The organism is Amycolatopsis sp. 2-15, assembly GCF_030285625.1.
Classification (GTDB): domain Bacteria; phylum Actinomycetota; class Actinomycetes; order Mycobacteriales; family Pseudonocardiaceae; genus Amycolatopsis; species Amycolatopsis carbonis.
The window spans coordinates 6,142,314-6,165,209 of record NZ_CP127294.1; the positions used below are offsets into that span (position 1 = coordinate 6,142,314).

Below are 22,896 nucleotides of genomic sequence, written 5' to 3' on the forward strand. Positions count from 1 at the left end.
GCTTTGATGTCGGAGGGACTGGTGCCCCGCAGCCTGCTGTTCATGCCGGGCTCGAAAGCCTCGATGATCGCCAAGATCCCGGCGATCGCGCCCGACGCGGCCGTGGTCGACCTCGAGGACGCCGTGCCTGCCGCGCAGAAGGCCGAAGCGCGGGCGACGACTGTGACCGCGCTGGCGGACTTCGACGCCGGGCCGGCCACGACGGTGCTGGTGCGGGTCAACCCGATCACCTCGCCGTGGTTCGCGGACGACCTGGCCGCGGTGGCTTCGCTGAGCGGTGTCGGCGTGGTGCTGCCCAAGTACGAGCGGCGCGAGGAGATCGACGCGGTCCGCGCGCGGGTCGGCGCGGACGTGCCGGTGATCGCCGGGATGGAAACCGTGCGCGGCGTGGCCTTCTGCCGCGAACTGCTGCGCGCGGGTGTCGACTCCGTCTACTTCGGAGCGGAGGACTACATCGCCGACATCGGCGGCGTCCGCACCGCCCGGGGTGACGAGGTCTTGTACGCCCGCAGCGAGGTGCAGCTGGCCGCCCACCTGTGCGCCGTGTCCACCGTGGACCAGGCCGTCGTGTCCATTCGCGACGACGACCGCTTCCGCGCCGACGCCCAGCAGGGCCGCGCGATCGGCTACACCGGCAAGATCTGCGTGCACCCGCGTCAGGTCGAGCTGGCGCACGAGGTCTTCACCCCCGCCCCGGAGGAGATCGCCCACGCGCGCGCCGTTCTGGCCGCCGCCGACTCCGGCGTCGCCGTCGTGGACGGCGAGATGGTCGACGACGTCCACGTCCGCATGGCGCGCACCGTACTGGCGCGCGTGCCGGGGGAGAGCTGATGCGCGTCGGGCTGATGTTTCCGCCCGGGGCGGATGCGGCGGAGATCCCGGGAGTCGCGCGGCGGGCGGAGGAGGCCGGGTTCGACTTCTTCTGTTGTGGCGAGCACGTGTTCTTCCACGGGCCGATCACCAACGCGTTCGTCGGGCTGGCCGCGGCGGCGGGGGCGACCGAGCGGATCGGGCTGCTGAGCGCGCTGACGATCCTGCCGGTGTACCCGGCGGCGCTGGCGGCGAAGCTCGTCGCGACGTTGGCGACTGTGTCGCGCGGGCGGTTCGAGCTGGGTGTCGGCGTGGGTGGGGAGCATCCGCCGGAGTTCCAGGCCGTCGGAGTGCCGCTCGCGGAGCGCGGGCGCCGGACCGACGAGGCCCTGGAGGTGCTGCAGCGGCTGCTCGCCGGGGGACGGGTGACCTTCCGCGGCGAGTTCACCACGATCGAGGACCAGGAGCTGCAGCCCGTGCCCGACCACCGGCCGCCGGTGTGGGTGGGCGGCCGGCGGCGGGCGGCGATGCGCCGGGCCGCGCGCTACGGTGACGGGTGGCTGCCCTACCTGGTCACGCCCCGGCAGTTCGCCGACAGTCTCGAGCAGGTGCGGGAGCTGGCCGGCGAGAACGGCCGCCGGCCGCAAGACGTGCGCGGCGGCGTGTACCTGTGGTCCACTGTGGACACTGATGGTGACCGGGCCCGCCGCGAGGCGGTGTCGTCCGTGAGCGAGCTGTACAGCCAGGATTTCGAGGGCTACGCCGACCGCTACCTGCTGTTCGGCACGCCGGCGCGCGTGCGTGAGCGGCTCGCGGAGTACGCCGAAGCGGGTGCGGAGAGCGTGATCTTCGCCCCGGCGTGCGCCGATCACGACCGCGCGATCGACTTGTTCGCCGCCGAGGTCCTCCCGGGGATCCGGGAGAGGGGAGTTTCCCGTGTCTGAGTTCCAGAAGGTGCTGGTCGCGAATCGGGGTGAGATCGCGGTCCGTGTGATCCGCGCCGCGCGCGACGCCGGGCTGGCCTCGGTCGCCGTCTACGCCGATCCGGACGCCCGGGCACCGCACACCCGGCTCGCCGACGAGGCCTACGCGCTGCACGGCAGCACGGCCGCCGAGTCCTATTTGGACATCGACAAGATCCTCGACGTCGCCAAGGTCAGCGGCGCCGACGCCGTGCACCCCGGCTACGGATTCCTCTCGGAGAACGCCGAGTTCGCCCAGGCCGTGCTCGACGCCGGTCTGGTGTGGATCGGCCCGGGCCCGCAGGCGATCCGCGACCTCGGTGACAAGGTGACCGCGCGCAAGATCGCCCGGTCCGTCGGTGCGCCGCTGGTGCCGGGCACGGAGGAGCCGGTGGCGTCGGCCCACGAGGTCGTGGCGTTCGCGCGCGAGCACGGGCTGCCGGTGGCGATCAAGGCGGCGTTCGGCGGCGGGGGCCGCGGGCTCAAGGTCGCGCGCACGCTCGAAGAGATCCCCGAGCTGTTCGACTCCGCCACGCGCGAAGCCGTCGCGGCGTTCGGCCGTGGTGAGTGCTTCGTCGAGCGTTACCTCGACCACCCGCGGCACGTGGAAGCCCAGGTGCTCGCCGACGCGCACGGCACGGTCGTCGTGGCCGGCACGCGCGACTGTTCCCTGCAGCGCCGCCACCAGAAGCTCGTCGAGGAAGCCCCGGCTCCCTTCCTGAGCGCCGAGCAGCGCGAGCTGATCCACTCGTCGGCCAAGCAGATCTGCTCGGCGGCGGGATACCTCGGCGCGGGCACCGTCGAATACCTCGTGGGCACCGACGGCACGATCTCGTTCCTCGAGGTCAACACCCGCCTGCAGGTGGAGCACCCCGTGACCGAGGAGACGACCGGCCTCGATCTCGTGCTGGAGCAGTTCCGCATCGCCCGCGGCGAGCGCCTGACCATGACCGATCCCGAACCGCGCGGGCACGCGTTCGAGTTCCGCATCAACGGCGAGGACCCGGGCCGCGGCTTCCTCCCGATGCCCGGCACGGTCGTCCGCTTCGACGTGCCCGAAGGGCCCGGCATCCGGCTGGACTCCGGTGTCGAGGCCGGCAGCGTCGTCGGTGGACAGTTCGACTCCATGCTGGCCAAGCTGATCGTCTCCGGGCCCGACCGCGCGACGGCGCTGGCGCGCAGCCGCCGGGCACTGGCCGAGCTGGTGGTGGAGGGCCTCGCGACCGTGGTGCCGTTCCACCGCGCCGTGGTGCGCGACCCGGCGTTCACGGCCGAGGACGGGTTCACCGTCCACACGCGCTGGATCGAGGAGGACTTCGCCAACACCCTGCCCGAGTATTCCGCCGAGCCTGCCGACGACGGCAAGGTGTCGATCTCCGTCGGCGGCCGCGCCCTGCGGGTTTCGTTGCCCGGTCTGTCCGAAGTGGGCAACCGGGCCGACGAGATCCGCGCGGCTTCCGCGGCCGTGGCGCTCGGTCCCCGCGCGACGGCCGTGTCCGGCGACGCGGTGACGACGCCGATGCAGGGCACGGTCGTGAAGCTCGCCGTGGCCGAGGGCGTTACCGTCGAGGCCGGAGACCTCATCGCCGTGGTGGAGGCGATGAAGATGGAGAACCCGGTGAAGGCGCACAAATCCGGTGTGGTCACGGGGCTCGCGGTCGCGGTCGGCGACAGCCGCGCCCAGGGCGAAGTGCTCTGCGAGATCGCCGGGTAGGGTCCACAGCGGACTTTCCGGTGACTCGACAGGGAGCAGGCTCGTGGATCTCGGAATCGCCGGCCGCACGGCCGTGGTGTGCGCGTCGACCCAGGGCCTCGGGCGGGCCTGCGCGGTGGAGCTCGCCCGGGCGGGCTGCACCGTCGTCGTCAACGGGCGCTCGGAGGGCACGACGCGCGCCGCGGCCGCGGAGCTCGCGGCGGAAACCGGCGCCACCGTGGTGCCCGTGGCGGGCGACCTCGGCGACCACGCTGTGCAGGACGCCCTGCTCGCGGCCGCGGGAGGAGTCGACATCCTGGTGAACAACAACGGCGGCCCGCCGTTCCGCGACTTCCGCGAGGTCGACGAAGACGCGCTGTTCGCCGGCGTGCGCGCCAACATGGCCGCGCCGATCCGGCTGGTGCAGCAGGTCGTCGACGGCATGGTGGAGCGCCGGTTCGGCCGGATCGTGAACATCACGTCCGGCTCGGTCAAGATGCCGCTCGCCGGCCTCGACCTCTCCAGCGGCGCGCGGGCGGGCCTCACCGGGTTCCTCGCCGGCGTCGCCCGGTCCGTGGCGCACGCCAACGTGACGATCAACTTCCTGCTGCCCGGCTCGTTCGACACCCGACGCCTGCGTTCAGGTCAGGAAGCGGCGGCCGCGAACGCGGGGGTGACGCCGGAGGTCGTCGCGGACGGGCAGCGCGCGTCGATCCCCGCCGGCCGGTTCGGGGAGCCCGCGGAGTTCGGCGCGGCCTGCGCCTACCTGTGCTCGGCGCAGGCCGGGTTCGTCACCGGCCAGAGCCTGCTCATCGACGGCGGGGCGTACCCGGGCGTGCTCTGACGCCCGGGCCACCGCGCGTCAGCCGACCCAGACCGTCTTGAGGTTGCAGAACTCCCGGATACCGTGCGACGACAGCTCGCGGCCGTAACCCGAGCGCTTCACCCCGCCGAACGGCAGCTCCGGGTACGACACCGTCATGCCGTTGATGAACACCTGCCCGGCGTCGAGGTCGTCGATGAACCGCTCGATCTCTTCGGCGTCCTCGGTCCAGGCGTTGGACCCGAGGCCGAACGACGTCGCGTTGGCGATCTCCAGCGCCTCGTCGAGGTCCGTCACGCGGTAGAGCGAGGCGACCGGGCCGAACACCTCTTCGGTGAAGATGCGCATCTCACGCGTGATGTCGGTGATCACCGTCGGCGGGTAGAACCAGCCCCGACCGTCCGGCCGCTGCCCGCCGCACAGCACGGTGGCGCCCGCGGAAACGGCCTCGTCCACCAGTTCCTCGACGTCGGCGCGGCCCTGTTCCGTGGCCAGCGGCCCGACCTTGGTGTTGTCGTCGAACGGATCGCCCACGGTCAGCGCGCGCATCCGCTCCACGAACTTCCGGGCGAATTCGTCGTAGACGTCGGTGTGTACGATGAAGCGCTTGGCCGCGATGCACGACTGGCCGTTGTTCTGCGTCCGCGCCGTCACGGCGGTCTCGGCCGCGCGGTCGAGGTCGGCCGAGGGCATGACCACGAACGGGTCGCTGCCGCCCAGCTCCAGCACGGTGTGCTTCACCTCGTCACCGCAGATCGCGGCCACCGAACGCCCGGCCGGCTCGCTGCCGGTGAGCGTGGCGGCGGCGACGCGCGCGTCGCGCAGGATCGGCTCCACCTGGCGCGAGGAGACCAGCAGCGTCTGGAAGCAGCCTTCTTCGAATCCGCCGCGGCGGAACACGTCTTCGAGGTACAGGGCGCACTGCGGCACGTTGGACGCGTGCTTGAGCAGCCCGACGTTGCCCGCCATCAGCGCGGGCGCGGCGAAGCGCATCACCTGCCACAGCGGGAAGTTCCACGGCATCACGGCCAACACCACCCCGAGCGGCTGGTAGCGGCCGAGCGCCCGCGACGCGCCGACCACCGATGGGTCCGGCAGCGGCTCGTCGGCAAGGAACTCTTCGGCGTGATCGGCGTAGTAGCGCATGCCCTTGGCCGATTTCAGCGCCTCCGCGCGGGCCGAGGCGAGTGTCTTGCCCATCTCGGTCGTCATCATCCGCGCGACGTCGTCGGCCTCCTTCTCCAGGAGGTCGGCGGTGGCGTGCAGCAGCGCGGCGCGCTCGGCGAACGTGGTGCGCCGGTAGGTCTGCCACCGGTCGTGCGCGATCCCGATCCGGTCCCGGACCTCGGCCTCGGTCAGCTCGGTGAACGTCTTGACCGTCTCCCCGGTCGCGGGGTTGATGGTGGCGATCGCCATGGGCAGAGCCGTCCCTTCTCCTCGTCGCGGTGCGGCCGCGCGGGCCGTCCCCAGCACGAGCCTAGGTCTTCCCGGCCCGTGCGGCAGGCAAACCAGCGGCAGGCAAACCAGCGGCAGGCAAACCAGCGGCAGGCATCGCTGCAGCACGAAGCCCCCAGGCTCGTGAGTCCCTGGGGGCTTCGGCTCAGCCCGCCCGAGGCGGGAGTGGGAACCCGGCCGCCGCGCCTGGTCGGGGTCAGAACGCGGTGTCCGGGAGATCATTCGTCGGGAAGGTGGTCTTCGTCGTCGCCGGTTTCGGGGTTGCCGTCGTAGATCACTGAGCCGTCGTCACGCATCCATTTGCCCATCGCCGTCACCTCCAGCGGCGCGGCGACGTGGAATTGCACGGTGTAGCCGTAGAAGCGGGCGTAGAGCAGGACGTTGGTGAAGGCCGCGTCGGCTGCTCCGGGGTGGTTTTCCAAGCGCCACAGGGTGAGTGGGCTGATGCCGAGGGTTTCGGCGACCTCGCCGCGGGTCAGCCCGGCTTTCCGGCGCAGGGTGTGCAGGTGCCCGACGAGCTGCCACAGCTCGGACATCGCCTGGGCGTCTCCGGGGTTGTCGCCGTGGGGCATGCGCTCGCGCCAGGGCGGGCGGCGTTGTCCGGGGTCGTCTTCGACCAGGACCACGTGCAGGCGGTAGCCGAGCCGGCGGGCGTAGGCGTCGAGGATCGGCAGGGTCCGGCTGGTGCGGGCCCGCGTCCGGAACGAGTGGATGTTCCCGGCGAGCACGCCGAGGATCCGGCCCGCTTCCCGCAGGGAGAGACCCTCGGCGAGGCGGATCTCCTCCAGCCGCGCGGCGACGACGTCGAGTTGATCGAGGGCCGACCGCTGGACCAACGCGGTCATCGTGCCTGCCGGAAGCAGGCGCGGCAGTCGCGTGCCTTGTCACGGTCGTCGCCGAGTTCCTGCGACAGCTCGGAGCGGAACGCCCACCGCGTGGGAATGACGACGCCGTCCCGCGTGCAGCCGGGGCTGAAGGTGTCCTGTTCCCGGTCTTCCAGCTGAGCGCGCAGGTACCGGTGGTTGCGGGTGTCTCCCGCCCAGAAATGCACGGCGAACAGGCCGCGCTCGATCATCGCCGGTGATAGCTCGCCGGCCACCTCATCGGACGCTATTGTCATCGCTCACCCTCCCCGAACACGTCATGTGTGCACGGGACTACACCTTGAGGTAGGTGAGGCGAGAGTGCAACATTTACACTCTCGCCTCACTCGAAAGGAGCATGATCGTGCCCAACCCGCCTTCCCTTCGCCGTCGGCGCCTGGTGTCGGCGCTTCGCCGGCTGCGCACCGAAGCGGGGCTGACCATTGTGGACGCTGCCGAGGCGGCGGGATTCTCCGAAGCCAAGCTCAGCCGGATCGAAACGCTGCGGCACATGGTCAACGGCGACGACACCTACCGGCTCGCCCAGGTCTACGGGGCGGACCAGCAGACCACGGATGCGCTCGTGCAGCTCGCGCGAAGCTCCAAGCAGCGCGGGTGGTGGGCCGCTTACTCCGATGATGCGCTCGGCAGGCTGACCGATTACATCGAAATGCAGGCCGATGCGGTGCGCATCCGCGAGTTCGAGGAAGGCATCGTGCCGGGTGCGCTCCAGACCCGTGGATACACCGAAGCCGTTCTGCGCCTCGGCCTTCCGGACGCGAGTGAGGAGACGATCCAGCAGCGGCTCAAGGTCCGAACCGAACTCCAGGAGAGTGCCCGGTCCCGAGACCTGCGGATGTGGGTGATCCTCGACGAGATGGCGCTGCGGCGCCCCGTCGGCGGTCGCGGCGTGATGGCGGACCAGCTGGCTGCGCTGATCTCGGCCGCCAACTCGCCCGGCATCCGCGTGCAGGTACTCCCGACCGACATGAGCGGCCACCCGGCGATGGGGACGCCCTTCACGCTGCTCGATCTTGCCGACCGGGCTACGTATGTCTACCTCGACACCCTCGCCGGTGGCTCGTACCTGGAGGAGACTCGCGACGTGGACCGGTACGAGTCGGCCTGGGAGGCGCTCCAGGCGACAGCGTTGAGCTTCGAGGATTCGACTAGCCTGATGGAGACCATCCGAACCGAGCACCAAGGCGGGTAGAACGTGAGCGAGACCCGGCGGTGGCGCACCTCGTCGTATTCGAGCAGTGAAGGGCAATGCGTCGAGGTCGCCGTGGGCATCGAGTCGGTCGGCATCCGGGACACGAAGGACCGCCACGGTGGCGAACTCGACGTTCGCGCCGCCGCGTGGCCGGCCTTGCTGGAGCAGCTCGGGCGCTGACCGCGCATGCGAAGGCCCCCAGCGATTCGTGAGCGCTGGGGGCCTTCTGCTGTCTCTGCTGTCTCTCGCTGTCTCTGCTGCCGGGATTCTCGGGATTCCCGGACTCAGCCGACGGGCTGCAGGACGAAGTCGTAGCGCGCCTCGACCCACGGCACGGCCGACTCGCCGCCGTCGGGCGTCGGGCCCGGCTCGTGGGGCTCGAAGGTGACCACGAGCTCCTGCTTGGTGCCGAACACGACGTCGCTGTCGAGGTACTGGGCGCCCTCCTGGAACAGGTGCGTGATCAGCGGCTCGTGGCCGGCGGCGTTCACGAGGAAGTGCACGTGGGCCGGACGGTAGTGGCTGATGTCGGTGCGCGAGATCAGGTCGCCGACCGGACCGTCCATCGGGACCGAGTACCCCTTCGGGGCGATCGTGCGCACGCAGTAGGTGCCGTCGGCGCGAGTGATGTACTTCGCGCGCAGCCGGGCCTCGTCGACCTCCGGCAGCTGCGACTCGTACGAGCCGTCGGCGTCCGCCTGCCACACGTCGAGCAGCGCGCCGGCGACGGGGGAGCCGTCGAGGGAGCGGACGGTGCCGCTGACGTAGAGCGGGGCGCCCTCGACGCCGTCGGACATGTCGCCGCCGAAGTCCAGCTCGGGAGAGCCGTCGATGTGGAACGGGCCGAGCACCGTGGCCGGCGTGGCGTCCTTCTCGAAGGCATGGTTCATCTGCACGACGAGCATGCTCAGGCCGAGCACGTCGGAGGCGAGGATGAACTCCTCGCGCTTCTCGTCGCTGATCTGGCCCGTCCTGGTGAGCCACTGGATCGCGGCCATCCACTCTGGCTCGGTGAGCCGCACTTCGCGCGCGAAGTCGTGCAGGTGCCGCACGAGCGCGGTCATCAGCTCCTTCGTGCGAGGGTCGTGCGCGGTGCCCCACCGCCGCGCGGCCAGCTCCGTGATGTTGTCCTCGGTGACGAGCTCCATGGGCGTCCTCTCCTCGGCCGGTTTCCGCGGGTCAGGGCGTGTACGGGTCCGGCTCGACGGGCCGGTTGTTCAGGTCCACCGCGAGGAAGATGTCGTTCCCCACGGGGTGGCGCAGCTCTTCGGCGAGCTGGCCGATCAGCCCGGCCGTGCGGGCTAGCAGGGCGAACCCGCGCAGCAGCTCCAGCGGCAGCCCGAGGTCGGCAAGCGCGGCGCCGCAGACGCCCGCGCCGTTGAGCGGCAGCGTTTTGCCGAGCACCTGCGGGTGCACGCGGCCGATGGCGGTGAACAGCGCCAGGTGCGGGCCGACGAGCCCTTCCTCGGCGGCGATCTCCAGCAGCCGCGGCGTGCGCGGGTCGCCCTGCTTGTGCACGTGGTGCCCGAGCCCGGGGATGAACTCGCGGGCTTTCCGTTTCGCGCGCACGGTTTCGAGGGCGAGCGCGTCCCAGCCGGCGTCGTCGGTGGGGAGGTCGCCGGCGGAGGCGAGGACCTCGTGGAGGAAGCGGCCGCAGTCTTCGGTGACGCCGAGGAAGCGCGAACCTCCGCCGAGCAGACCGGCGGCGAGCGCGCCCTGGATCGAGTCGGGCGCGGACAGGTAGGTCAGGCGCGTGACGATCGCAGTCGGGGTGAAGCCGTGGTCGGCCAGAGCCGCGAGCACAGCCTCGAACACGCGGGTCTCGCCCGGTGTCGGCCGGCGCTGCGTCGCGAGCCAGAACGACAGCTCGCCGAAACCGACCTTGCCCATCACGTCGTGGGCCAGGTCCTGGCCGAGCAAGGTGATCTTGTCGAGCGACGACGCCCCGAGCGCCGTCTCGTACACCGGCTCGTTCACGCGTCGTCCTTTCCCTGGGGGCCACTGCGCGGGGAATCACTGCGCGGGGTGCTCAGCCAGGCGCGCAGTTCGGTGCCGTGCTCGTCGAGCTCGGGCGGCGGCAGCCGGTAGGACGCCGGGGTCGCGGAAAGCCGCAACGGATGGCGCGTGGTGGGCACCGCGCGGTCGCCTTCGCCGACCTCGACCACGGGGTCGAGCCCGAACCGTTCGGCCATCGCGAAGCCGCCGTCGATCGTGGAGATCGGGCCGCACGGCACCCCCACCGCCGTGAGAGCCTCGAACCAGTCGACGGCGCTGCGGGCGGCCAGGCGCTCGACGAGGATCGGGCGCAGCTCTTCGCGGTTGCGGGTGCGGTCGGCGTTGTGCGAGAAACGCGGGTCTTCGGCGATCTCGGGGATGGCGAGCACGTTGCACAGTTTGCGGAACTGGCCGTCGTTGGCCGCGGCGACGATGAGGTCGTCGTCGGCGGTCGGCAGCGGCTCGTACGGGAAGACGCTGGGGTGCGCGTTGCCCATCCGGTAGGGGACCACGCCGCCGGCGACGTAGGCGGAGCTGTGGTTCACCAGCCCGGTGAGCGCCGAGGACAGCAGGTTGACCTCCACGAGCTGGCCGGCGCCGGTCGCGTCGCGGTGGCGCAGCGCGGCGAGGATGCCGATCACGGCGTGGTTGCCGGCCATCACGTCGAACACGGAGATGCCGGCGCGGTACGGCGGCCCGGCGGGGTCGCCGGTGAGGCTCATCAGGCCGGAGATCGCCTGGACCATGAGGTCGTAGCCGGGCACGTGGCTGCCGGCGCCGGAGCCGAAGCCGGTGATCGACGCGTAGACGAGGCCGGGGTTGAGGGCGCGGACGGTCTCGTAGTCGAGGCCGTACTTGGCCAGGCCGCCGGGCTTGAAGTTCTCGATGAGCACGTCGGCGCGGGCGGCGAGCTCGCGCCCGACCTGCGCGTCGGCCTCGTCGCGCAGGTCGAGGGCGATCGAGCGCTTGCCGCGGTTCACGCCCAGGTAGTAGGTGGAGGTCTCGCCGCGCACCGGCGGCATCCAGGTGCGGGTCTCGTCGCCCTGCGGGCCCTCGACCTTCACGACTTCGGCGCCGAGGTCGGCGAGCAGCATCGTGGCGTACGGGCCGGCCAGCACCCGGGAGAAGTCCGCCACCAGCAGCCCCGACAGCGGTCCGGTGCCCGCTCCCGCCGGGGAGTCTTCCATGCTTCGCCTCTCTCTGTGTCCGTCAGACGGACCATTGTCCGTCCGAGTCGTCCAACCGAGAGTCTGCGCCAGTGCGGCGCGCCGGTCAAGCGCGGGTCAGGACACCGCCGGCGCAGCCGCGGCGGCGGTGTGGGGCACGTCCTGCAGGCGCGCGAAGTCCGCGCTGATGTCACCCGCGGCCTGCAGCAGCAGCGGCAGGTGATGGCCGACGAGCCGGTCGACCGGGGTCTCGGCGGCGTGGCAGTTGACGTTCACGCTCGCGATCACGCGCCCGGCCCCGTCGCGCAGCGGCGCCGCGACCGAGCGGATCCCGAGGGTGAGCTGCTCGTCGGTCAGTGCCCAGCCGCGGGCGCGCACCTCACGCAGCTCGGCGTCGCGTTCGGCGTGGCCGGGCTGCCACCGCGGCACGAGCCCGGAGCGCGTCGGCTCGGCGAGTGTGGTCTCGAGCTCCTCGGGTGACAGGGCCGCGAGCAGGACCTTGCCCAGAGACGTCGGCAGCGCCGGGAACCGGGTGCCGATCTGCACGGCCAGCGACACGATCTTCGGCACCGAAACCCGGGCCACGTAGACGATGTCGGAACCGTCGAGCTGGGCGATCGAGCAGGACTCGTTGGTCTGCGCGACGAGCTTCTCCAGGTGCGGGCGCGCGATGTCCCACAGGCCCATCGACCGCACGTAGGCGACGCCGAGCTCGAGCACGCGGGGCGTGAGGGCGTAACCACGCTCGGCCGCGCGCACGTAGCCGAGCTCTTCGAGCGTCAGCAGGATCCGCCGCGCGGTGGGGCGGGCCAGTTTCGTGGCGGTCGCGACCTCGGCGAGCGTCATCACCGGCTGGTTGGGCCGGAAGGCGGCGATCACTTCGAGCCCGCGGGCGAGCGCCTCGATGAAGTCCGGACCGGTTCCCTCTCGTGGCATGGCACGACCTCCTCACGGCCTGGCGGGCACTGCGTCCCGCGAAGCGTATCCGCTCGCTGTCCGCGAGACGGACAGTGCGGCCCGGCCTCGCGCGGCACCGGGGCCGGGCCGGGCATTGACAGGGGCTCCGCGGTGCGCAAAAGTGTCTGCACCCCACTGGTTGTCCGCCAAGCGGACGATTGTACGCGTCAGGGGTCCGTGGGGCTCCGGCGTGGAAGAGAGGCAGCCATGAGCGAGCCCACCGGCCGTCCGGTCGTCCTGCGCGGCGGCACCGTGCTGACCGTCGACGCCACCCGCCGCGTGTTGCCCGGGCACGACGTGCTGGTCACCGGCGACACGATCACCGCCGTCGGCCCGGAGCTGGCCGTGCCCGAAGGCACCGTGGAGATCGACGCGACCGGCGGCATCGTGATGCCCGGCATGATCGACACGCACCGGCACATGTGGCAGACGGCGATGCGCGGCTACGGCGCCGACTGGACGCTGACGCAGTACTTCGTCTGGTACTACCTCGAACACGGCAAGACCTTCCGCCCGGCCGACGTCTACGCGGGCAACCTGTTGTCCGCCTGGGAAGCGCTCGACGCCGGCGTGACGACCACAGTGGACTGGTCGCACGGACTGCAGACGACCGAGCACGCCGACGCGGCCGTCGACGCGCTGCAGGCCGTGCCGGGCCGGTTCGTGCTGGCGTACGGCAACATCCAGGACGCGCCGGCGCACTGGACCGCCACGCCGGAGTTCCGCGAGTTCGTGGCGCGCCGCATGACGGGCGACCCGATGCTCGGCTTCCAGCTCGCGTTCGACGTGACCGGCGACCCGGCGTTCCCAGAGAAGCCCGCGTTCGAGGTCGCGCGCGAGCTCGGCGTGCCCGTGACCACGCACGCGGGCGTGTGGGGCGCGACGGGCGACGACGGCATCCGCCTCATGCACGACCACGGCTTCATGACGCCCGAGACGATCTACGTGCACGGCGCCTCGCTCTCGGCCGACTCCTACCACCGCATCGCCGCGACCGGCGGTTCGGTGTCGGTGTCGACCGAGAGCGAGCAGAGCGCGGGCCAGGGCTACCCGCCCTCCTGGGCACTGCGTTCGCACGGCATCCCGGTGTCGCTGTCGATGGACACGTCCGTGTGGTGGAGCGGTGACCTCTTTTCGGCCATGCGCACCACGCTGGGTGCCGACCGGTCCCGCGAGCACCTGGAGGCCCACGCGAAGGGCGACACCGTCACGCACGCGGCGCTGCGCGCCGACCAGGTCGTGGAGTGGGCCACCCGCGGCGGCGCCCGGGCGCTCGGGCGTGAGGCGGAACTCGGCAGCGTCGAGGTCGGCAAGAAGGCCGACCTCGTGCTGGTGAAAAACGATCACTCGCCCGTGTCGTTCCCCCTGATCAACCCCCACGGCCACATCGCGTTCCAGGCCCAGCGCGGCGATGTGCACACCGTGCTGGTGAACGGCCGCCTGGTGAAGCGCGACGGCCGCCTCGTGGACGTCGACCTGGCGGCGGTGCGCCGCACGGTGGACGCGACGGTCGAGCACCTGCGCGCACAGCTGGGCGACGAGGCCTGGGCGCAGGGGATGAACCCCGACGTGCCCGAGGCGAAGGTCCTCGACAACCCCTACACCTACACCGACTACCAGAGCGGCAGCACCCACGGCGGGTGACCACTGTGGACGTTTCCGCTCGGTTCGCCCTACGGTGGGACGAGCGGGACGTCCGAGGCGGGAGGCCGGCATGGCAGGCGGTGCTGAGCGGTCGCGCGTGCCGGCCCCGATCGAGCCCATGCTCGCGACCCCCGACGGCGGCCTCCTGCGCGACAGCCCGGACTACGCGTATGAGTTCAAGTGGGACGGCTACCGCTCCATCATGCGCGTCGCCCCCGACGGCACCACCGTGCTGACGAGCCGCAACAACAACGACTTCACCGGCCGTTTCCCCGAGTTGCTGGGCGCGTTCGGCGACGCGCTGGACGGCCGGCCCGCGGTGCTCGACGGCGAGATCGTGGCCCTGGACGAGCAGGGCCACCCCGACTTCGGCCTGCTGCAGAACCACGACACCTCGGCGCGCGCGGTGTCGTTCTTCGTGTTCGACGTGCTGTCGCTCGGCGGTGATTCACTCTTGGACGCCACCTATGACGAACGCCGTGGCGTCCTCGAGACCCTTGAGGTGCCGGACCGTCGCCTGCTGGCCATCACCCCGTCGTACTCCCACACGGACTTGTCGGCGCAGGGGATGTCGCCGCAGGACCTGCTGGACGTGGCGCAGAAGATGATGCTCGAAGGCCTGGTGGTCAAGGCGCGAGCTTCGAAGTACCACCCGGGGCGGCGGAGTCCGGAGTGGTTGAAGCACCCGTTGATCCGGACCACGGAAGTTGTGCTCGGGGGCTGGCGGCCGGGTCAGGGGCGTCGTGCGTCCACTCTTGGTGCGCTACTGCTTGGTGCGCACGACCCGGTTTCGGGTGATCTGCTGTACCTGGGTGATGTGGGGACTGGCTTCACGGAGCAGATGCTGGTGGAGCTGCGGGAGACCCTGGCGCCGTTGGAGCGGTCGGTGAGCCCGTTCGCCAACGTGGTGCCCCGCGACCGGGCCCGGGGGGCGCATTGGCTGGCACCTTCGCTTGTCGGCGAGGTCGTGTACCGCCGCCTGACTCCGGGCGATCAGCGGCTCCGACACACGGCTTGGCGGGGGTTGAGGCCGGATCGGGTGCCGGGTGAGGTGGAAGTTCCGTCGGTGTAGGGCGGGAGCGCGATTCGGCCACGTCGGGACCGGCCGGCCGGGTGATTCCGACGAATCCCGGGTGTGCTCTTCGTTCGGTGTGCGCGCTGAGGGTGGAGTGACGGGCGCGACCCCGGGGGACGACCACCTTGGGGGGCGTGTCGCACTGAACGCGGGCCGCCGCACGACGTTCGGCTGGAGTTGACGCACCCGGTTGCGGATGCACTTTTCACCGTCGGCAGTCGATCATCGCAAGAGGTCCTCGGCAGCACTGCGGCCGCACGTGATCGGGGCCCGGTCCGAAGCCCGCCAGAATCACCGCGGCGTCAAACAGCCCGGTTGGGCGCACGGCAGGGGTTGTCGTCGCCTGGCCGAACGGGACTGGTGGCCGAAGCTGCTGAGCGCCGCCGAACCGTTTCACCACAAGAGAATTCCGGAACCGCGCCCGCCCAAGCCAGGCCGGATCACCGAACGCGCCGGCGCCAACGGCAGCAGCATCGGCCGCCACGAAGACGGCCAGAACGGCGACGTGCGCAACGCCCGCGCGCAGCCGCCGCTGAAGAGACCGGCCCCGTGGTGCCACGCTGCGCCGGGCCGGGGAAGCCGGCAGCGGCCCGGTCCCGAGCCGGTCGGAGGTGCCCGAAAGCGGGGTTACCATCCGATTCGTGCTGCGACGACGGTCCTCGGTCGCCGGGCCGGGGTGTGCCCCGCGAAGCCCGGGGGCGCGTCGTGCGTGGAAGTGGCGCGCAGCGGGTCCGAAGGGTGAGTTTCCGTCGCGTGGCCCGTTTTGGTCACCCACCGACCACAATGGACACCCGAAGGTCGGTGGGGCCGGGGATCGTCTGCCGAGACCTGTCTTCGAGCCGGGGAGGCACCGATGACTTACACCTATCCGCCGCGCCGCAGTCCGGCGCGGATCGCCGTGATCGTGATCTCGGTGGTCGTGCTCGTGATCGGGGTGTGCCTGGCCATCGGGGGCGGGGTGCTGTTGCTGATCTTCGGGTCCGGTGGGTCGCTGAAGTCGGGGGAGCACGACGTGACGACACCGACCGCGGCCATCGTCACCGACACGGCGCAGATCACCGACACCGGGAGGGTCACGCGGGCGCTCGGGGAGCCGTCGGTCACCGTCCACGCGACGGGCGGCAACGCCTCCGGCCTGTTCATCGCGATCGGGCCCGCCGCGGACGTCGACCGGTACCTGACCGGCGTCGCGATCGAGCAGGCGCGCAACTTCGACCTCGACCCGTTCGCGCTCGACGCGGTCCGCCGCGACGGCACGGCGCTGGCGGCCCCGCCGGCCACCCAGCCGTTCTGGGTCGCCTCCGGCGCGACCGACGTGACGTGGCAGATCACCGACGGCGACTACCGCGCGGTCGTGATGAACGCCGATGGCACGCCCGGCGTGAACTCCCGCCTCGGCGTCGACCTGAACCTGCCGGGCCTGTTCGGCTACGCGCTCGGGTTCTTCATCGGCGGGCTGGTCCTGGTCGTGGCCGCCATCGTCGCGCTCGTGATGGGCCGGCCCCGCAGCCGGGCGCCGCAGCCGACCACGCCGACCCCGCCGCTGTACTGAGACCGCGGACCGGGCCGGCCACCATGGCAGAACACACCGCGACCGTCGAGCACGCGAAAACCCCCGAGTTCCTCACCCGTGCACGGTCGATCGCGCTGGTGCTGTGGCGACGTGCCCCGTTCACCACAGCCGTCGTCGTCGCCATGGTCGCGCTCGGCCTGGCGACGGGCACGCTGTGGAGCGCCGTCGAGACGCGCGAGTGGTTCCCGCAGGTGTCCTACGGCCTGCCCTCGCTCCTCGACGGCCGCTGGTGGACGTTCCTCATCGGACCGTTCTTCGCGCTGAACCCGCTCTTCTACCTCCTGGTGGCCGGCGGGTTCGCCCTGCTCGTCGGCCCGGCCGAAGCGCGGCTGGGCACCCGCCGGACCGCCACGATCGCCGTCGGGGCGCAGCTGGCCGCCACCCTCGGCGCCGCGCTGATCCTGCTCGCGCTGCGCGGCACCGGCTGGGAGTGGGCGACGCAGCTCGCCGGGCGCACCGACGTCGGGTTCTCCGCGGGGGCGCTCGCCGTGGTCGCGGTGGTGAGCGCGACCATCCGCTCGCCGTGGCGGCTGCGCTTGCGTGCGCTGCTGTGCGTGTACGTCGGGGTGTCCATCCTCTACATCGGCACGCTCGCCGACCTGGAACACCTGCTCGCCGTCGGCCTCACGCTGCCGCTCGCGCGCCGCCTCGCCGGGCCGAAACGCCTCCGGTCCACGGGCCGCCCGACGCGGCGGGAGTGGCGGCTGCTCGCGGTCACCGGCCTCGTCATCGCGGGCGCGGTGCAGGTCGTGGTGCGCATCGCGCCCGGGGTCAGCCCGCTCGGCTCCACGGCGGGCCAGGCCGATTCGGTGCCCGAGCTGGCGATCGTGCTCGTGGTGATCGCGTTGATGATCAACGGCCTGCGGCGCGGCAAACGCGCGGCGTGGCGGTGGGCGGTCGCACTCGCGTCGCTGATCGTGGCGCTCGGCGTCGTGATCGCCGTGGTCGTGGTCGTCGCGGAGATCTTCGGCCTGGCCTACACGATCGAAAACGCGTCGTTCCTCATCGCCGACGCCGTGCTCTGGGGCGCCATGCTGACGCTGCTCATCGCGGCGCGCGGGGCGTTCCGCGTGCCCTCGCGGCGGAAACGGCGCCGCGCGCTCGGCTCCCGCGACGTCGACGGCGCCACCGAACTCCTGCAGCGCCACGGCGGCGGCACGCTGTCCTGGATGACGCTCTGGCCGGAGAACTCCCACTTCTTCGGCCCCGACGGCGAGTCCTACCTCGCCTACCGCCGCCACGCCGGCGTCGCCATCGCCCTCGGCGACCCGATCGGCCCCGACACCGCGGGCACGATCCGGGCGTTCGCCGAGCTGTGCGACAACTCCGGGCTGGTGCCGTGTCTGTTCTCCGTCACGGAGGAGACCACCGTCGTCACGGACTCGCTCGGCTGGGCCCGCGTGCAGGTCGCCGAGGACACCCTCGTCGACCTCGAGAACCTGGAGTTCCGCGGGAAGGCGTGGCAGAACGTGCGCTCGGCGCTCAATCGCGCGGTGAAGGAGGGCGTCACCTTCCGCCTGGTGACGCTGGCCGACGAGCCGTGGTCGCTCGTCGCGCAGGTCCGCGCGATCTCCGAGGAATGGGTGGGGGACAAGGGGATGCCCGAGATGGGCTTCACGCTCGGCGGCGTGGACGAGGCGCTGGACCCGCGCGTGCGCGTCGGCCTGGCGGTCGACGCCGACGGCGTGGTGCAGGGCGTCACGTCGTGGCTGCCCGTGTACGGCGGTGCCGGGCAGGTCGAAGGCTGGACGCTCGACGTGATGCGTCGCCGCGGCGACGGGTTCCGGCCCGTGGTGGAGTTCCTCATCGCCTCGTCCTGCCAGGCGTTCCGGACCGAGGGCGCGAAGTTCGTCTCGCTCTCGGGCGCCCCGTTGGCCCGCGCCCCGGAGGCCCCGCCCGCCGCGCCGCTCGAACGGCTCCTCGACTCGTTCGGCGGAGCGATGGAGCCCTACTACGGGTTCCGCTCGCTGCACGCGTTCAAGACGAAGTTCAAACCCCGCTACGTGCCGATGTACCTCGCCTACCGCGAGGAAGCCGACCTGCCGCGGATCGGCGTCGGACTCGCGCGCGCCTACCTGCCGGACGCCTCGCTGGGGTCGCTGGTGCGGATGGGGAAGAACTGACGGGACAGACGGACACCCGGGCGACTCTTGGCCGTTTCCCCCTCGACCTGCGCGGACTATGCTCGGGTTGATCAACAGGGAGAGGACGGGATGGCTGAGCAGGTCCTGGTGCGCGGCGAGCAGGTGCGCCGCGTCGCGGTGGCGAGCGCGATCGGCACGACGATCGAGTGGTACGACTACTTCATCTACAGCACCGCCACCGCGCTGGTGTTCAACAAGCTGTTCTTCCCCTCGCTCTCACCGGCGTCGGGCACGCTGGCGGCGTTCGCGACGCTCGGCGTGGGCTTCGTCGCGCGGCCGCTGGGCGGGATCGTGTGGGGCCACTTCGGCGACCGGGTCGGGCGCAAGGCGATGCTGGTCGCGTCGCTCGTCCTGATGGGGCTCGCGACGGCCGCGGTCGGGGTGCTGCCGACGTTCGCGCAGGCCGGCGTGCTCGCGCCCGTGCTGCTGGTGGTGCTGCGCGTGCTGCAGGGCATCTCGGCCGGCGGCGAGTGGGGCGGCGCGGCCCTGATGGCCGTCGAACACGCGCCCCCGGGGCGGCGCGGGCGCTACGGCTCGTTCTCCCAGATCGGCGTGCCCGCCGGGCTGATCATCGCGCAGCTGGTGTTCTTCGCGGTGACGAGCTCGCTGTCGCCGGAGGCCTTCCGGTCGTGGGGCTGGCGGGTGCCGTTCCTGGTCAGTCTCGTGCTGGTGGTCGTGGGCCTGGTGATCCGCCTGCGGGTGGCCGAAAGCCCGGTGTTCGCGCAGCTGCGGCAGACCGGCGAACGCAGCCGCGTGCCGATCGTCGACGTGCTGCGCCGGCGCCCGCGTGAGGTCACCGTGGCGGCGCTGAGCTTCATCGCCAACACCGCGCTGGGCTACGTCTTCTTCGCGTACCTGTTGTCCTACGGCACTTCCGTGCTCAAGCTGAGCAGCACCACGATGCTGGTGGAGATCATCGTCGGCAGTGTCGTGTGGCTCGTGAGCATCATCGCGGGCGCGATCTGGTCGGACCGCGTCGGGCGAAAACGGGTGTACCTCGTGGGTTCGGTGCTGCTCGTGGTGTGGTCGATCCCGTTCTTCCTGCTCGTCGACACCCGCCAGCCGTGGCTGCTCGGCGTCGCGGTGGTCGTGCTGAACCTCGGTCTGGGCGCGACCTACGGGCCGCAGTCGGCCTTGTTCGCGGAGCTGTTCGAACCGCGCTACCGCTACAGCGGCGCGTCGTTCGCGTACGCCGTGGGTGCGGTGCTGGGCGGCGGTTTCGCGCCCCTGATCGCGACGGCCCTGCAGACGTCGACCGGCACGTCGCTGTCGGTGTCGCTGTACATGGTGGCGGTCGCGCTGATCAGTCTCGGTGCGGTGCTCGCGTTTCCGCGCTCACCGGTCACAACAGGCTGAGATCGACGACGCGCGCGCCGCACAGTGGCTCAGGCTGCGGAGTCCAGCTCCAGCACCTGCGCCCCGGCCGCCGTGAGCTCGGCCGGCACCCACTGCCCGGGCGCGACCGCCCGGACGGGCCGGACGAGCCCGGCGTGCGTGAGCGCGTGCGCGGTGGGCTGGACGGAGCAGAGCAGGCCGTCGATCCGCAGGTCGGGCTCGCTGCCGGCGCCGAGCTCGGCGCGGCCCGCCGCGACGGCGCGCAACAGCGTGAGTGCCCGGCCGTTGAGCGGCGTCGGGGTCATGGCGATTCCTTTCCGCGTTCCTCACTGCGAATACGGATCCGCGGCCCCGCCGGTTCATCCCGCTCAGGAGATCGCCAGGTCGGCCCGCAGCGGCGTGCCGCGCATGGCCCGCCAGACCGCGGCCGGGGTCAGCGGCATGTCGGCGTGGCGCACGCCGAACGGCGCCAGGGCGTCGACCACCGCGTTGACCACGGCCGCCGGCGAGCCGACGGTGGCGGACTCGCCGATGCCCTTCGCGCCGATGGGGTGGTGCGGTGAGGGCGTCACGGTCTCGCCGAGCTCCCAGGACGGGCACTCCAGCGCAGTGGGCAGCAGGTAGTCCATGAAGGAGCCGCCCAGGTGGTTGCCGTCGGTGTCGAAGGCCATGAGCTCCATCAGCGCCATGCCGATGCCGTCGGCGAGACCCCGGTGCACCTGGCCCGCGACGATCATCGGGTTGATCCGCACGCCGCAGTCGTCCACGGCGATGAAGCGGCGCACGCGCACCTGGCCGGTGTCCGCGTCGACGTCGACCACGCACAGGTACGCGCCGAAGGGGTACGTCAGGTTCGGCGGGCTGTACACGGTGCTCGCGTCGAGCTGCCCTTCCACACCTTCGGGCAGCGCCAGGTCGGAGTGCGCGGCCAGCGCGATCTCGCGGATCGTGTGCCCGCGCCCGGGGACACCGCGCACGAACCAGCGTCCGCGTTCCCACTCGAGGTCGTCGGGGCTCACCTCGAGCATCGCCGACGCGACCTGCCGCGCGCGTTCGCGCACCTTCCGCGCCACCGTGACGGCGGCCGCGCCCGACACCGGTGTCGAGCGGGAGCCGTAGGTGCCGAGACCGAACGGCGTGCGGTCGGTGTCGCCCTGCACGACCTCGACCTCGTCGGGCGGGATGCCGAGCTCGGCCGACACGAGCTGCGCGAACGTCGTCTCGTGGCCCTGGCCCTGCGACATGCACGAGAGCCGCAACACGGCCGAGCCGGACGGGTGCACGCGCAGCTCGGCGCCGTCGGCCATGCCGAAGCCGAGGATGTCCATGTGCTCGCGCGGCCCGGCGCCCACGGCCTCGGTGAAGAAGCTCAGGCCGAGGCCCATCAGCTCGCCACGAGCGCGTTTCCCGGCCTGTTCCCGGCGCAGCCCGTCGTAGCCGGCGATCTCCTTCAGCAGCGTCAGCGCGCGCGGGTAGTCGCCCGAGTCGTACTGCCAGCCGGTGGCGCAGGTGTACGGGAACTGCTCGGGCCGCAGCAGGTTGCGCATGCGCAGCTCGGCCGGATCCAGGCCCAGCTCGCGCGCGAGCACGTCCATCATCCGCTCGACCACGTACACGGCTTCGGTGATCCGGAACGAGCACGCGTACGCGACGCCGCCGGGCGCCTTGTTGGTGTACACGCCGGTGACCGAGCAGAACGCGGCCGGCAGGTCGTAGGAGCCGGTGAACACGTGGAAGAACCCGGCGGGGAACTTCGCCGGCTGCGCGGTGCCGTTGAACGCGCCGTGGTCGGCGAGCACGCGCACGCGCAGCCCCAGCAACCGGCCGTCGCTCGTGGCCGCGATCTCGCCGCTCATGTGGTAGTCGCGGGCGAACGACGTGCTCATCAGGTTTTCCGAGCGGTCCTCGGTCCACTTCACCGGCCGCCCGGTGACCATGGAGCCCACCACCGCGCACAGGTAACCGGGGTACATCCCGACCTTGTTGCCGAAGCCGCCGCCGATGTCGGGGGCGACGATGCGGATCCGGTGCTCCGGCAGGCCCGTGATCCGCGAGTACAGGATCCGGTGCGCGTGCGGCGCCTGCGCGGTGGCCCACACCGTGAGCTTGCCGGTGATCGCGTCGATGTCGGCGACGGCACCGCACGTTTCCAGCGGCGCCGGGTGCACGCGGGGGTAGAGCATGTCCTGCCGGGCCACCACATCGGCCTTCGCGAACGCGGCTTCGGTGGCCGCTTCGTCGCCGGAGGACCAGTCGAACACGTGGTTGTCGGCCTTGCCGAGGTCGTCGCGGATCACGGCGGCACCGGCGGCGAGCGCGGCCGGCGCGTCGACGACCACCGGCAGCGGCTCGTACTCGACGTCGATCAGCTCCAGCGCATCCCTTGCCGCGTAACGATCTTCGGCGACGACGAACGCGATCTCCTGGCCCTGGAAGCGGACCTTGTCGGTGGCGAGCACGGCATGCACGTCGTGCGAGAGCGTCGGCATCCACGCCATCCCGCGCTCGGCCAGATCCTTCCCGGTGAGCACGGCGCGAACCTTGGGGTGCGCCTCGGCCGCGCTGGTGTCCACCGACACCAGGCGCGCGTGGGCGTGCGGGCTGCGCAGGATCGCGCCGTGCAGCATCCCGGGCAGCACGAGGTCGTCGACGAACGTGCCGCGCCCGCGCACGAAGCGCGCGTCTTCCTTGCGGGGCAACGAACCGTAGGTCATGAGGGCTCCCCGTCCGGGTGCACGGCCGCCCACCGGATCGAACGGACGATGTTCTCGTAACCGGTGCAGCGGCACAGCTGCCCGGAGATCGCTTCGCGGATCACGTCCTCGCTCGGATCCGGGTCGTGGTCGAGCAGCCAGCGCGCCGTCATCAGCATGCCCGGGGTGCAGAACCCGCACTGGATCCCGTGGCACGCCACGAAACCCTGCTGCACGGGGTCGAGCTCCGCACCGTGGCCGAGGTCCTCGACGGTGCGCACCTGCTTGCCGTCGGCCATCACGGCCAGCACCGTGCACGACTTCACCGGGAGGTCGTCGAGCCACACGACGCAGGTGCCGCAGTTGGAGGTGTCACAGCCCCAGTGCGTGCCGGTGAGCCCGAGGTCGTCGCGCAGGAGGTGCACGAGCAGCAGGCGCGGCTCGACCGTGCGGCGGTGGGGTTCGCCGTTGACCGTCACCGTGATGTCCACGCCC

21 protein-coding genes are annotated in these 22,896 nt (G+C 71.6%); 11 read left to right on the forward strand and 10 right to left on the reverse strand.

Features of this window, described 5'->3' with window-relative positions; translation table 11 throughout:
• Positions 1 to 6: 6 nt before the first annotated feature.
• The 4 genes from QRX50_RS30375 to QRX50_RS30390 are packed head-to-tail and all read left to right on the forward strand — an operon-like array spanning position 7 to position 4,309.
• Entirely contained in the window at positions 7 to 831 is an 825-nt protein-coding gene (locus QRX50_RS30375; RefSeq protein WP_285966538.1) for an HpcH/HpaI aldolase/citrate lyase family protein, read from the forward strand.
• Complete coding sequence (locus QRX50_RS30380) at positions 831 to 1,754, forward strand: LLM class flavin-dependent oxidoreductase (protein ID WP_285966539.1); 924 nt, start codon at positions 831 to 833, stop codon at positions 1,752 to 1,754. Before QRX50_RS30375 ends, QRX50_RS30380 begins: the two co-directional genes overlap by 1 nt.
• A complete protein-coding gene (locus QRX50_RS30385) occupies positions 1,747 to 3,486 on the forward strand; it encodes an acetyl-CoA carboxylase biotin carboxylase subunit (RefSeq protein WP_285966540.1) in 1,740 nt (579 codons plus the stop codon). The genes QRX50_RS30380 and QRX50_RS30385 overlap by 8 nt, the downstream gene beginning before the upstream one ends.
• A gap of 43 nt (positions 3,487 to 3,529) precedes the next feature.
• Positions 3,530 to 4,309 carry an SDR family NAD(P)-dependent oxidoreductase gene (locus tag QRX50_RS30390; protein ID WP_285966541.1) on the forward strand — a complete coding sequence of 260 codons (780 nt, stop codon included), beginning with the start codon at positions 3,530 to 3,532 and terminating at the stop codon, positions 4,307 to 4,309.
• Between the two features lie 18 nt (positions 4,310 to 4,327).
• Here the strand turns inward: QRX50_RS30390 and QRX50_RS30395 are convergent, their stop codons facing one another.
• The 3 genes from QRX50_RS30395 to QRX50_RS30405 all read right to left on the reverse strand — a co-directional run bounded on the left by QRX50_RS30395 (position 4,328) and on the right by QRX50_RS30405 (position 6,863).
• The gene (locus tag QRX50_RS30395; RefSeq protein ID WP_285966542.1) at positions 4,328 to 5,704 is read right to left on the reverse strand and encodes an NADP-dependent succinic semialdehyde dehydrogenase; all 1,377 of its coding nucleotides are present in this window, start codon (positions 5,702 to 5,704) and stop codon (positions 4,328 to 4,330) included.
• Between the two features lie 257 nt (positions 5,705 to 5,961).
• The gene (locus QRX50_RS30400) at positions 5,962 to 6,588 is read right to left on the reverse strand and encodes a helix-turn-helix domain-containing protein (protein WP_285966543.1); all 627 of its coding nucleotides are present in this window, start codon (positions 6,586 to 6,588) and stop codon (positions 5,962 to 5,964) included.
• A complete protein-coding gene (locus QRX50_RS30405) occupies positions 6,585 to 6,863 on the reverse strand; it encodes a hypothetical protein (RefSeq protein ID WP_285966544.1) in 279 nt (92 codons plus the stop codon). Before QRX50_RS30405 ends, QRX50_RS30400 begins: the two co-directional genes overlap by 4 nt.
• Positions 6,864 to 6,964: 101 nt before the next feature.
• On the opposite strand from QRX50_RS30405, the gene QRX50_RS30410 reads away from it, so the two are divergent.
• Both QRX50_RS30410 and QRX50_RS30415 read left to right on the forward strand, forming a co-directional pair.
• Complete coding sequence (locus QRX50_RS30410; RefSeq protein WP_285966545.1) at positions 6,965 to 7,819, forward strand: helix-turn-helix domain-containing protein; 855 nt, start codon at positions 6,965 to 6,967, stop codon at positions 7,817 to 7,819.
• A gap of 3 nt (positions 7,820 to 7,822) precedes the next feature.
• Positions 7,823 to 7,999: a DUF397 domain-containing protein gene (locus QRX50_RS30415; RefSeq protein WP_285966546.1), complete on the forward strand. Its 177-nt coding sequence runs from the start codon at positions 7,823 to 7,825 to the stop codon at positions 7,997 to 7,999.
• 104 nt (positions 8,000 to 8,103) lie between these two features.
• Here QRX50_RS30415 and QRX50_RS30420 read toward each other — a convergent pair whose 3' ends face one another.
• The 4 genes from QRX50_RS30420 to QRX50_RS30435 all read right to left on the reverse strand — a co-directional run bounded on the left by QRX50_RS30420 (position 8,104) and on the right by QRX50_RS30435 (position 11,916).
• Complete coding sequence (locus QRX50_RS30420) at positions 8,104 to 8,967, reverse strand: dioxygenase family protein (protein WP_285966547.1); 864 nt, start codon at positions 8,965 to 8,967, stop codon at positions 8,104 to 8,106.
• Between the two features lie 31 nt (positions 8,968 to 8,998).
• A complete protein-coding gene (locus tag QRX50_RS30425) occupies positions 8,999 to 9,796 on the reverse strand; it encodes a citryl-CoA lyase (RefSeq protein ID WP_285966548.1) in 798 nt (265 codons plus the stop codon).
• Complete coding sequence (locus tag QRX50_RS30430) at positions 9,793 to 11,001, reverse strand: CaiB/BaiF CoA transferase family protein (protein WP_285966549.1); 1,209 nt, start codon at positions 10,999 to 11,001, stop codon at positions 9,793 to 9,795. The genes QRX50_RS30425 and QRX50_RS30430 overlap by 4 nt, the downstream gene beginning before the upstream one ends.
• Before the next feature lie 96 nt (positions 11,002 to 11,097).
• Positions 11,098 to 11,916: an IclR family transcriptional regulator domain-containing protein gene (locus QRX50_RS30435; RefSeq protein WP_285966550.1), complete on the reverse strand. Its 819-nt coding sequence runs from the start codon at positions 11,914 to 11,916 to the stop codon at positions 11,098 to 11,100.
• Between the two features lie 228 nt (positions 11,917 to 12,144).
• Here QRX50_RS30435 and QRX50_RS30440 point away from each other — a divergent pair, with 228 nt between their 5' ends.
• The 5 genes from QRX50_RS30440 to QRX50_RS30460 all read left to right on the forward strand — a co-directional run bounded on the left by QRX50_RS30440 (position 12,145) and on the right by QRX50_RS30460 (position 19,729).
• The gene (locus QRX50_RS30440) at positions 12,145 to 13,581 is read left to right on the forward strand and encodes an amidohydrolase family protein (RefSeq protein ID WP_285966551.1); all 1,437 of its coding nucleotides are present in this window, start codon (positions 12,145 to 12,147) and stop codon (positions 13,579 to 13,581) included.
• A gap of 70 nt (positions 13,582 to 13,651) precedes the next feature.
• Positions 13,652 to 14,653: a non-homologous end-joining DNA ligase gene (gene ligD / locus QRX50_RS30445; RefSeq protein WP_285966552.1), complete on the forward strand. Its 1,002-nt coding sequence runs from the start codon at positions 13,652 to 13,654 to the stop codon at positions 14,651 to 14,653.
• A gap of 856 nt (positions 14,654 to 15,509) precedes the next feature.
• Complete coding sequence (locus tag QRX50_RS30450; RefSeq protein WP_285966553.1) at positions 15,510 to 16,208, forward strand: hypothetical protein; 699 nt, start codon at positions 15,510 to 15,512, stop codon at positions 16,206 to 16,208.
• Between the two features lie 23 nt (positions 16,209 to 16,231).
• On the forward strand, positions 16,232 to 18,352 hold the full coding sequence (locus tag QRX50_RS30455; protein WP_285966554.1) for a bifunctional lysylphosphatidylglycerol flippase/synthetase MprF: 2,121 nt from the start codon (positions 16,232 to 16,234) through the stop codon (positions 18,350 to 18,352).
• Positions 18,353 to 18,442: 90 nt separating this feature from the next.
• Positions 18,443 to 19,729 carry an MFS transporter gene (locus tag QRX50_RS30460; protein WP_285966555.1) on the forward strand — a complete coding sequence of 429 codons (1,287 nt, stop codon included), beginning with the start codon at positions 18,443 to 18,445 and terminating at the stop codon, positions 19,727 to 19,729.
• Positions 19,730 to 19,758: 29 nt separating this feature from the next.
• Here QRX50_RS30460 and QRX50_RS30465 read toward each other — a convergent pair whose 3' ends face one another.
• The 3 genes from QRX50_RS30465 to QRX50_RS30475 all read right to left on the reverse strand — a co-directional run bounded on the left by QRX50_RS30465 (position 19,759) and on the right by QRX50_RS30475 (position 22,892).
• Complete coding sequence (locus QRX50_RS30465) at positions 19,759 to 20,013, reverse strand: hypothetical protein (protein WP_285966556.1); 255 nt, start codon at positions 20,011 to 20,013, stop codon at positions 19,759 to 19,761.
• 63 nt (positions 20,014 to 20,076) lie between these two features.
• The gene (locus tag QRX50_RS30470; protein WP_285966557.1) at positions 20,077 to 22,422 is read right to left on the reverse strand and encodes an aerobic carbon-monoxide dehydrogenase large subunit; all 2,346 of its coding nucleotides are present in this window, start codon (positions 22,420 to 22,422) and stop codon (positions 20,077 to 20,079) included.
• Positions 22,419 to 22,892, reverse strand: a complete 474-nt coding sequence (locus tag QRX50_RS30475; protein ID WP_285966558.1) for a (2Fe-2S)-binding protein — start codon at positions 22,890 to 22,892, stop codon at positions 22,419 to 22,421. The genes QRX50_RS30470 and QRX50_RS30475 overlap by 4 nt, the downstream gene beginning before the upstream one ends.
• Between the last annotated feature and the right edge of the window lie 4 nt (positions 22,893 to 22,896).

Excerpts from the sequence above, each read along its gene's own strand:
- QRX50_RS30460 (WP_285966555.1), top strand. The coding sequence starts at position 18,443 with ATGGCTGAGCAGGTCCTGGTGCGCGGCGAGCAGGTGCGCCGCGTCGCG.
- QRX50_RS30420 (WP_285966547.1), bottom strand. The coding sequence starts at position 8,967 with ATGGAGCTCGTCACCGAGGACAACATCACGGAGCTGGCCGCGCGGCGG.
- QRX50_RS30400 (WP_285966543.1), bottom strand. The coding sequence starts at position 6,588 with ATGACCGCGTTGGTCCAGCGGTCGGCCCTCGATCAACTCGACGTCGTC.
- QRX50_RS30405 (WP_285966544.1), bottom strand. The coding sequence starts at position 6,863 with ATGACAATAGCGTCCGATGAGGTGGCCGGCGAGCTATCACCGGCGATG.
- QRX50_RS30395 (WP_285966542.1), bottom strand. The coding sequence starts at position 5,704 with ATGGCGATCGCCACCATCAACCCCGCGACCGGGGAGACGGTCAAGACG.
- QRX50_RS30440 (WP_285966551.1), top strand. The coding sequence starts at position 12,145 with ATGAGCGAGCCCACCGGCCGTCCGGTCGTCCTGCGCGGCGGCACCGTG.
- QRX50_RS30380 (WP_285966539.1), top strand. The coding sequence starts at position 831 with ATGCGCGTCGGGCTGATGTTTCCGCCCGGGGCGGATGCGGCGGAGATC.
- QRX50_RS30470 (WP_285966557.1), bottom strand. The coding sequence starts at position 22,422 with ATGACCTACGGTTCGTTGCCCCGCAAGGAAGACGCGCGCTTCGTGCGC.
- QRX50_RS30465 (WP_285966556.1), bottom strand. The coding sequence starts at position 20,013 with ATGACCCCGACGCCGCTCAACGGCCGGGCACTCACGCTGTTGCGCGCC.
- QRX50_RS30450 (WP_285966553.1), top strand. The coding sequence starts at position 15,510 with ATGACTTACACCTATCCGCCGCGCCGCAGTCCGGCGCGGATCGCCGTG.
- QRX50_RS30430 (WP_285966549.1), bottom strand. The coding sequence starts at position 11,001 with ATGGAAGACTCCCCGGCGGGAGCGGGCACCGGACCGCTGTCGGGGCTG.
- QRX50_RS30435 (WP_285966550.1), bottom strand. The coding sequence starts at position 11,916 with ATGCCACGAGAGGGAACCGGTCCGGACTTCATCGAGGCGCTCGCCCGC.
- ligD (WP_285966552.1), top strand. The coding sequence starts at position 13,652 with ATGGCAGGCGGTGCTGAGCGGTCGCGCGTGCCGGCCCCGATCGAGCCC.
- QRX50_RS30455 (WP_285966554.1), top strand. The coding sequence starts at position 16,232 with ATGGCAGAACACACCGCGACCGTCGAGCACGCGAAAACCCCCGAGTTC.
- QRX50_RS30410 (WP_285966545.1), top strand. The coding sequence starts at position 6,965 with ATGATCGTGCCCAACCCGCCTTCCCTTCGCCGTCGGCGCCTGGTGTCG.
- QRX50_RS30375 (WP_285966538.1), top strand. The coding sequence starts at position 7 with ATGTCGGAGGGACTGGTGCCCCGCAGCCTGCTGTTCATGCCGGGCTCG.